At 43.5% G+C, this 8,467-nt stretch carries 8 protein-coding genes and 1 pseudogene; 4 read left to right on the top strand and 5 right to left on the bottom strand.

What is annotated here, in order from left to right; all coding sequences use genetic code 11:
* Positions 1-108: 108 nt before the first annotated feature.
* Positions 109-1,020, top strand: a pseudogene (locus tag IQ246_RS14480) (tetratricopeptide repeat protein); the annotation flags it as partial.
* A 117-nt stretch (positions 1,021-1,137) separates the two neighbouring features.
* Here the strand turns inward: IQ246_RS14480 and IQ246_RS14475 are convergent.
* Positions 1,138-1,821, bottom strand: coding sequence for a phosphoribosyltransferase (locus tag IQ246_RS14475; protein ID WP_194004056.1), 684 nt, complete (start codon positions 1,819-1,821; stop codon positions 1,138-1,140).
* 174 nt (positions 1,822-1,995) lie between these two features.
* Between IQ246_RS14475 and IQ246_RS14470 the strand changes: the two genes are divergently transcribed.
* On the top strand, positions 1,996-2,685 hold the full coding sequence (locus tag IQ246_RS14470; protein ID WP_194004055.1) for a uracil-DNA glycosylase family protein: 690 nt from the start codon (positions 1,996-1,998) through the stop codon (positions 2,683-2,685).
* A gap of 193 nt (positions 2,686-2,878) precedes the next feature.
* Positions 2,879-3,127 (top strand): hypothetical protein, encoded by a 249-nt coding sequence (locus IQ246_RS14465; protein ID WP_194004054.1) that lies wholly within the window; start codon positions 2,879-2,881, stop codon positions 3,125-3,127.
* On the opposite strand, the gene IQ246_RS14460 is transcribed toward IQ246_RS14465, so the two are convergent.
* The 3 genes from IQ246_RS14460 to tyrS are packed head-to-tail and all read right to left on the bottom strand — an operon-like array spanning position 3,124 to position 5,706.
* Positions 3,124-3,768: a hypothetical protein gene (locus tag IQ246_RS14460; protein WP_194004053.1), complete on the bottom strand. Its 645-nt coding sequence runs from the start codon at positions 3,766-3,768 to the stop codon at positions 3,124-3,126. The genes IQ246_RS14465 and IQ246_RS14460 overlap by 4 nt on opposite strands.
* Entirely contained in the window at positions 3,765-4,484 is a 720-nt protein-coding gene (gene pyrF, locus IQ246_RS14455) for an orotidine-5'-phosphate decarboxylase (protein WP_194004052.1), read from the bottom strand. The genes IQ246_RS14460 and pyrF overlap by 4 nt, the downstream gene beginning before the upstream one ends.
* Positions 4,485-4,509: 25 nt before the next feature.
* Complete coding sequence (gene tyrS, locus IQ246_RS14450) at positions 4,510-5,706, bottom strand: tyrosine--tRNA ligase (protein WP_194004060.1); 1,197 nt, start codon at positions 5,704-5,706, stop codon at positions 4,510-4,512.
* Between the two features lie 173 nt (positions 5,707-5,879).
* Here tyrS and IQ246_RS14445 point away from each other — a divergent pair, with 173 nt between their 5' ends.
* Complete coding sequence (locus IQ246_RS14445) at positions 5,880-7,805, top strand: transglycosylase domain-containing protein (protein ID WP_194004051.1); 1,926 nt, start codon at positions 5,880-5,882, stop codon at positions 7,803-7,805.
* Between the two features lie 73 nt (positions 7,806-7,878).
* Here IQ246_RS14445 and IQ246_RS14440 read toward each other — a convergent pair whose 3' ends face one another.
* Positions 7,879-8,202 (bottom strand): DUF1825 family protein, encoded by a 324-nt coding sequence (locus IQ246_RS14440; protein ID WP_194004059.1) that lies wholly within the window; start codon positions 8,200-8,202, stop codon positions 7,879-7,881.
* Between the last annotated feature and the right edge of the window lie 265 nt (positions 8,203-8,467).

The raw sequence follows: 8,467 nt of genomic DNA, 5'->3' as shown, positions 1-8,467 counted from the left end.
GGGAAGGGGTCAGCCGATAGCTGACCCCTTCCCTACCCCCTATCCGTATGAGAATAATAATGATTCCTATACGGAGACATTTCTATATTTTATTTTCTGGAAGTCCCTAAGCTAATGCACCAAGGAATTCAACAGCAACAGGCTGGTGAATTCATAGCGGCGATAAAGTTATTACAGCAATCTCTAGAGATGTTTCAGACAGTTGGAGATTTGCAAAAACAGGCACAAGTGCTTTCTTTTTTAGGATTGGTAACTTACACCGCAGGAGATTACAAAAGTACTATCTCCTATTCTCATGAGTGTTTATCCTTGATCAAGGATACCTCAAACTTGGCGGTGCAGATGCAAGTGCTTTCGCATTTGGGTAATGCTTATCGTCACTTAAATAACCATAAAAAAGCAATTGAGTTTCTGGAAAAGTGTTTGGAAATAACACAGCAGCTGCAAGATAACCGTAGTCAAGTGGCAGCACTAAATAATTTGGGATTGGTGTATAAGGCTTTGGGCAATTTTACACAGGCAATTGAGTATCAGCAACAAAGTTTAGAAGTTGTGCGAGAACTCAATGACAACTGGGGGGAAGAACAGGTACTAAAGAATCTGGGCAATACTTGGTATGCTTTGGACAATTACCCAAAAGCGATCGCCTATTATGAACAGTGTGTAGTACTAGCACGCTCCTTAAAAAATGTTCGCAGTGCTTCTCAAGTGTTAAAGAATTTGGGTAATGCCTGCTATGCTTTAGGGGATTATGCCAAAGCCATTAAGTATTATGAAGAACGTTTGCAATTGGCTAGAGAAATTCAAGACAAGCGCAGCGAAGAACAATCTTTAGGTAGTTTAGGAGTTGCTTGTGAAGCTTTGGGTGACTATACCAAAGCGATTTTATATTATGAAGAACGTTTACTGTTAGCTAGGGCTATCAAAGATCGCCGCAGTGAAGAACAAGCCCTTGCTAGTCTCAGAGTCGCTTGCTACGCTTTAGGCGATTACGCTAAAGCAATGCAATACCAGCAGTAAATGTCTCCAAATAGTTAATCAAAAAAGAGGGGAATAAGAGTAGGGGGAGAGGGGCAAAATGAATAATTCACAATTTAAATTAAAGTTCAAAATTTAAAATTACAATTAAAATTACTTTCACTCCTCCGTGCTCTTTTGTTGCTGGAGATACATGATAACTTCTACTGTGTCTACTTGAGGAAATTCCGTATAAAAATTACTCACACTCCAGAAGTGTTCTGGTGTTTCCAAGACAATTAAGCGATCGCACCACTGACTCAACCAAGGTAGCAATTTTTGGGGTGCTACTGGAGTGCATAGCCAAACGGCTGCTGGGGAAAGCGCTTTGATAGCACTTGCTGCCACCGCTATTGTCATCCCTGTGGCAATGCCATCATCAACTAAAATCAGCGTAGCTCCCTCTGGATGCACCTGCGGACAAGCAAGAATTAATTGAGCCTCAAGAAACTTAGCTTGGTTGATCGCTTGATTTAAAGCTACTTCCCGCCACTGCAAATCATCGTTGGGGCGAAATAGCTTTTGCTGAGTCCAGAGAACATTCCCGGAGGTAGTTACTGCACCAATGGCTAACTCTGGATTATCTGGATGGCTAATTTTTTTCGCTACAACTATTGTCAATGGACAACCCAAAAGGCTCGCTATTGGTGCTGCTACTGGAACACCTCCTCTCGGCAAAGCATAGACAATTGGTACAGGCTTTACCCCAGATTCAATAGTTTGCTGAGCCAAAACATCATGAATCACTCGCGCCAATTCCTCACCTGCATGGGTGCGATCGGCAAAAAGCGAGGTATGTGACATGTTTTCCCCCAGCATATTAGGACGGCATTGCTTTTATCATGACTGAATTTTGGCTCAAATTAACTGATACAATAAGACTTGTGCAAATATTATCTATTTCTGAAAAATCTCCAACCAGAGCCATATTTAACTCAGATTAAACAGCTGGTGCCTGACGCCAAAATCCTAATTTTCATGAGCAGCGAAACCCAACTCAGCCTCTTCGACGACTCAACTTTTAACCAACAAGAGCTGATTCCCACAGACGCTAAAATTCCTATCCATCCCGGAACTTATTCCAGCATGACCCAGTTGGCACAGCATTGTAATCAGTGTCATCGTTGTGCATTGGGAGACACTCGGACTCATGCTGTTGTCGGACGTGGCAATCTTAAAGCACCAATCATGATTGTGGGAGAAGCACCAGGTCAAAATGAAGACGAAACTGGTTTACCATTTGTAGGCAAATCAGGACAATTGCTAGAGAAAATTTTAGCATCTGTAAATCTGTCTACTGAGAATGACATATACATTGCCAATATTAATAAATGCCGCCCACCAGAAAACCGAGTTCCTACTACTGAAGAGATGGCGGCTTGTAAACCCTATTTACTAGAACAAATTCGTTTAGTTAACCCGAAAATAATTCTGTTGACAGGTGCAAGTGCGCTCAAAGGATTGACTGGTGATAAGCGGGCAATTACGAAAATTCGCGGACAGTGGCTAGAGTGGGAAGGACGTTTGTGTATGCCAATTTTTCACCCCTCCTACTTGCTACGTAACCCTTCTAAAGAAAGAGGTGCGCCCAAATGGTTGATGTGGCAAGATATTCAAGCAGTGCGTGCTAAGTTCGATGAAATCCAGGAAATTCAAACATCTTCTTAGGCTGATGTGGCAGGATATCCAGGTAGTGCCTGACAACTTTCATAAAATCTGGAAAAACAGTTGATAGCAGTGAAGTCTATATTGAGACTTTCATCAGCTTGTTAATCTTGAAAAAATTGCCACAGGAGAAGAATCATGTTGAGTTTAATCATATCCTTACTAATTGTACTGGGTTTTATCGCTCTCATCATAGGTGCTGCTTCACCTTCTAGAAACAGTTCCCGTAGAAAGCGTCAGGGCAACTCTGGTAGTTCTTCTAGTAACAGCAACAGTAGTTGGTATGTTGGTGATTCCGGTAGTAGCTATGACTCCGGTAGCAGCAGTAGCTATGACTCCGGTAGCAGCAGTAGCTGTGATTCCGGTAGTAGCTATGACTCCGGTAGTAGCAGTAGCTGTGATTCCGGTAGTAGTAGCTCTAACTGAGCTAGGCAGTTACAATTAAACTCCCAAATTCCCAGAACGTATCCGCACACTTCCTGCCTGACAATCGCGTAACCAAGCTTTAACAGCTTGGGCGATCGCACCATTACTACTATCCCTTGGAGGCGATGGTGGTTGTTGTTTTGGATAAGCACCTGTTTGGGTAAACATCATTACTAAACGCCAACCACTTTTAGTTTTAGTCAACAACAGCCAGTGAAATTGCTGCAATTCTAACGCTTTCTTGTTTATGTACTGCCGCTCTAAGGTAGTAAAGAAAATCTGCTCAACTCCTGATGCAGAGCTTTTAGGTGCATCTGCGCTATGTTCTTCAGAGTTAAGCGGCAAAGGATTAAAATCAGGTTTTCCTGCCACTAGCATATAGCTGTAAACATCACTTTTTCTACTAAGGCGGCGGGCGCGTTGACTGGCACGATTAGCGTAACTAGGTAAATCGCGCATTAACTGAGTAGTTAATGTTTCTAAATTTTGCCCAGAACACAAAGGCTTAACGTCACTGTTGATGTTTTGCTTCTGTGCCAACACAGAGTTAGGAGTGAGGTTTTTCGAGAAAGCTGGATTAAGGCTATTTGATATTAAAAACCAGAAGCCACAAGTTACAAACCACAAACGATAATTTTTCTTTCTGACTTCTGCATTCATGCGATCGCAGTTAACTCCTCAGAAATCCTTTTCCAGGCTAGCTCAGGATCACTTGCAGCAGTGATGGGACGCCCAATCACCAAGTAATCTGCACCAGCTTGGATAGCTTGCACTGGGGTGAGCGATCGCTTTTGATCAGCTTTGTCTGCCCAATTTGGTCGTACTCCTGGACAAACTAAGAGAAAATCATCTCCACAAGTTTGCCGCAACTGCGCCACCTCTTGGGGCGAACAAACCGCCCCATCCAAGCCCATCTCTTGCGCCAGCAATGCCATTTCTAGGGCGTATTCTGGCAATTCTAAAGGAATCTTCAAATCAAACGCCAGTTGCCTAGCAGAAATGCTCGTCAGCAGGGTAATAGCAATTAATTTAGGTGGTTTCACACCTGCTTGTGCAGCCCCCTCCTGCGCTGCCTCAGTTGCCGCTTTTAAGGCATCTTTACCAGATGTAGCATGAATTGTGAGTAAATCTACACCGTAACGACCTGCACTTCGACAAGCACCAGCAACAGTGTTAGGGATGTCGTGAAATTTTAAATCCAAGAAAATGCGCTTTTGTCGAGACTTTAGCAATTCCAGAATTTTCGGCCCAGTGCTGGTAAACAACTCTAAACCAACCTTCCAGAAACCGATTTGCGGAAGTTGATCAATAAGGGCGATCGCACTCTCTTCATCACCCACGTCCAAAGGCACAATAATTTTTTGCTCTGCATTCATTTGTATCTCACCCACCATTCCCCATTCAAGGCACTAAACGCACAAACTTATTTTTACCAACTTGTAAGACTTTGCCCTGTAAATCAGCAAGAGAAGCGAAACTAGTATCAACATCGGTAATGCGATCGCCATCTAAGCGCACACCACCCTCTTGAATTTTCCGCTTTCCTTCACCCGTACTTTTGCACAAGCCAGTGGCATTAAGAATATACGCTAACTTTGCGGGAAACTGCGGCACGCTAGCTAAAGAAAATTCTGGAACAGCACCTTCTTTACCACCGCTTTGTGCTGCAACTTTTGCCTCATTGGCTGCTTGTTCGCCATCGTATTGTCTAACAACTTCCCATGCCAAAAGTGTTTGGCGATCGCGCGGATTTTCTGGCAATTTGTCCAAAGCTAAATCCGTCAACAGTTCAAAATACTGCTCCAGCAGTTGATCAGGAACTCCTTGTAACTTCTGATACTTTTGGGCGGGGTGTTCCGACAAGGCAATATAATTACCTAGAGACTTGGACATTTTTTGCTCTCCATCTGTGCCAATCAAAATCGGCAGCAGCATCCCAAACTGAGGCTTTTGACCAAAATGACGTTGTAAATCTCTACCCACAGCGATGTTAAACTTCTGATCAGTGCCTCCTAATTCCACATCTGCCTCAACCGCGACAGAATCAAAACCCTGCATCAACGGGTAAAGGAACTCATGGATGAAAATTGGATTCTCTTTTCTATAGCGTTCTGCAAATCCTTCCTTGGCTAACATCTGCCCTACCGTCATCGTGGATAGTAACTCCAAGATTTTCCCTAAATCCATCTGGGATAGCCATTCGGAGTTATAACGCACCTCTAACCTTCCTGGTGTGTCAAAATCCAAGATAGGGCGTACTTGATCAAGATAAGTCTGGGCATTTTGGGCTACGTCTGCTTCTGTAAGCTGACGGCGCACCTCAGATTTACCCGTCGGATCACCAATACGCGCTGTAAAATCGCCAATAATTAGAACTGCTGTATGGCCTGCATCTTGAAACGCTCGCAGTTTCCGCATTGGTATGCTATGACCGAAATGAATGTCGGCACCTGTAGGATCAATTCCGTATTTGACCCTTAAGGGCTGGTTTGTAGTCAGTAAGCGCTTTTCTAAACTTTCACTTTCACTGTCAGCATCAACCGGTTGAGGAAAGACTTCCACTACACCACGACGCAGCCAAGCAAAATTTTGCGCCATACTAGGAGATTCACTATTAGCTATGCTTTGCACTCTAGAAGTTAAGTTAGTTATATTCACCAGCAATTTATCCACTCTCTCATCTGCCAAACTACTATAATTGCAAAAAATTAACCGCCTTGCTTCGCTGAATGAATTACAGTTATATTTACAAGTGAGGAAGTGTAATAGCCGTGTCTTCGTCTAGGACTTTTGAAGATAAGCAGCCACAACGTCGGGCTTCATCAGGTTTTGAGTTTTTGAAAGGAGTAGGTCAGGTAACTGGCGGCACTCTCCTGTCAATTACTATGCTGGCAAGTTCCATTGTAGCCGGAGGACTTGTTGGTTTAGCCGTTAGTTTCCGTAATTTGCCAGATGTCAGACAACTACGTAACTTCTTTCCCTCAGAAACGACTTACATCTATGACGTTAAGGGCAAACTATTAACGAGCATTCACGGGGAAGCTAATCGAGAAGTAGCATCCCTAGATAGAATTTCCCCAAATTTAAAACGAGCGGTACTAGCAAGCGAAGATAGTCACTTCTACGATCACCACGGTATTAACCCTGTTGGCGTTGGACGTGCTGTGGTAGTTAACTGGGCAGCCGGTGGAGTGAGAGAAGGTGGTTCTACTGTCACCATGCAGTTGGTGAAAAACCTGTTTTTGACTCGCAAACGTGCTTTTACCCGGAAGATAGCAGAGGGTGTGCTAGCAATTCGGTTAGAGCAAATTCTCAGCAAAGATCAAATTTTAGAAATGTACCTCAATCAAGTTTATTGGGGTCATAACAACTATGGTGTACAAACGGCGGCGCGTAGTTACTTTAACAAGTCAGCGGAATATTTAAACTTGGGCGAGTCGGCAATGATGGCAGGTTTGATCCAAGCGCCGGAGGAATTTAGCCCGTTTGTAAGCATGAAGCTGGCAAAACAGAAACAAAAAGAAGTGCTGGGACGGATGCTGGAATTGAACTGGATCAACCAGCAAGAATACGATGATGCTCTCAAGCAAGAAATCAAACTTGGTAAAATTAAGTCTTTTCAAGGTAGTGCCCTACCTTATGTTACCAATGCGGTAGCACATGAGTTAGCTAAAAAGTTTGGGCGTGATGCACTGCTAAAAGGTGGAATGCGCGTACAAACAACTGTTGACGCTGATTTCCAACGAATGGCGGAGCAAACTGTCAGCAAATGGCATAAATCACTTGTTGGTCAGGGGTTATCTAAGAATCAGATGGCCCTGGTGGCAATTGATCCGCGCACCCATTTTATCAAAGCACTGGTGGGTGGCGTAGATTCTAAAACCAGCGAGTTCAATCGGGCAACCCAAGCTCAGCGTCAACCAGGATCTTCTTTTAAACCGTTTGTCTACTATACTGCTTTTGCTAGTGGTAAATTTACGCCAAACACAACGGTGGTAGATGCTCCAGTTAGCTACCGAGATGGTGACGGTTGGTACTATCCAAAAAACTATGATGGTGGTTTTAGTGGTGCAATGTCAATTCGCACAGCGCTATCACAGTCACGCAATATCCCTGTGATTAAGGTTGGTAAGAGTGTGGGGATGAATAAAGTGGTAGAAATCTGCCGCACTTTAGGAATTATGAGTCCGATGGAACCGGTGACTTCATTACCTCTGGGTGCAATTGGCGTTACACCTCTAGAAATGGCTAGTGCGTATGCTACCTTTGCCAATTATGGCTGGCAATCGCCACCAACGGTAATTGTCCGTGTAACCGATAGTAGTGGCAACGTGTTGCTAGACAACACACCTAAACCTCAGCTAGTTCTTGACCCTTGGGCATCGGCAGCAATTATCGACGTTATGCGAACAGTAATGACTGATGGTACAGGTAAAGGGGCCGCTATCGGCCGTCCAGCAGCTGGCAAGACGGGAACAACATCCTCAGAAAAGGATATTTGGTTTGTTGGTACTGTGCCTCAGTTAACAACTGCTGTCTGGGTGGGGAGAGACGACAACAGACAGTTAGCTAGTGGTGCGACGGGTGGTGGCATGGTTGCCCCTGTCTGGCGTGATTTTATGCAAAAAGCACTCAAGAATGTACCAGCAGAAAATTTCAAGCCACCTTCAAAGTTTCCTCGCCCCAAGGCAAATTAGACAGATTGGTGATTGGGTATTAGGTATTGGGTATCAAAAAATAGTTTATCCAGTTCCTAGTCCCCACTCCCCTTTAAGACTGTGCTTCTAACTCAGCTTTCATCCGTTGTAGGGTGAAGTTCATTTGGTCAAACATTTGTTGCGGGGTAACACCAAACTGACCTAATTGAGTTTTAAGTTGCTGTACAGTCATTTGTGCCATAAAATCTTCTGACAGCTCGAAGCGCTTCATAAAGATGCGATACCGATCCATCATGGCTTCCATTTGCTCAATAAACAGCTTTTTGCCGTCGCGGTCAAATTTACCGTAATTATTACCAAGTGTGATCAGCGCTTGATAATCATCAAACAGCTGTTTTGCCTCTTGCTGAACTATCTCAGAATCGAAAAATCCCATATTGCTGATATTAAACTGAGGCATTACACTCAGTAGCTTAATAGTTTTACTTATATTTTTATTTTAGTCTAGGGGACTAACAAAGGGAACAAGCTTCGGTTTTAGTGGTGTACTGAATTTTTTTCAAAAATCAAATATTAGTCCTATAGCTGTACATAAGTAAGCTTGATATTAACTCAATCGTGAGTCACTCCACCAAAATCTGAAGAATAGGGTGAGATAGTCTGTCAAGTTTAATATGATCAGTTTGTAATTGGTGGTTTAG

The sequence above is a fragment of the aff. Roholtiella sp. LEGE 12411 genome (genome assembly GCF_015206995.1).
In the GTDB taxonomy this organism is placed as follows: domain Bacteria; phylum Cyanobacteriota; class Cyanobacteriia; order Cyanobacteriales; family Nostocaceae; genus Komarekiella.
This window is presented reverse-complemented; position numbering and strand designations above follow the sequence as displayed.

Excerpts from the sequence above, each read along its gene's own strand:
- IQ246_RS14470 (WP_194004055.1), top strand. The coding sequence starts at position 1,996 with ATGAGCAGCGAAACCCAACTCAGCCTCTTCGACGACTCAACTTTTAAC.
- IQ246_RS14440 (WP_194004059.1), bottom strand. The coding sequence starts at position 8,202 with ATGGGATTTTTCGATTCTGAGATAGTTCAGCAAGAGGCAAAACAGCTG.
- IQ246_RS14475 (WP_194004056.1), bottom strand. The coding sequence starts at position 1,821 with ATGTCACATACCTCGCTTTTTGCCGATCGCACCCATGCAGGTGAGGAA.
- pyrF (WP_194004052.1), bottom strand. The coding sequence starts at position 4,484 with ATGAATGCAGAGCAAAAAATTATTGTGCCTTTGGACGTGGGTGATGAA.
- tyrS (WP_194004060.1), bottom strand. The coding sequence starts at position 5,706 with ATGGCGCAAAATTTTGCTTGGCTGCGTCGTGGTGTAGTGGAAGTCTTT.
- IQ246_RS14460 (WP_194004053.1), bottom strand. The coding sequence starts at position 3,768 with ATGAATGCAGAAGTCAGAAAGAAAAATTATCGTTTGTGGTTTGTAACT.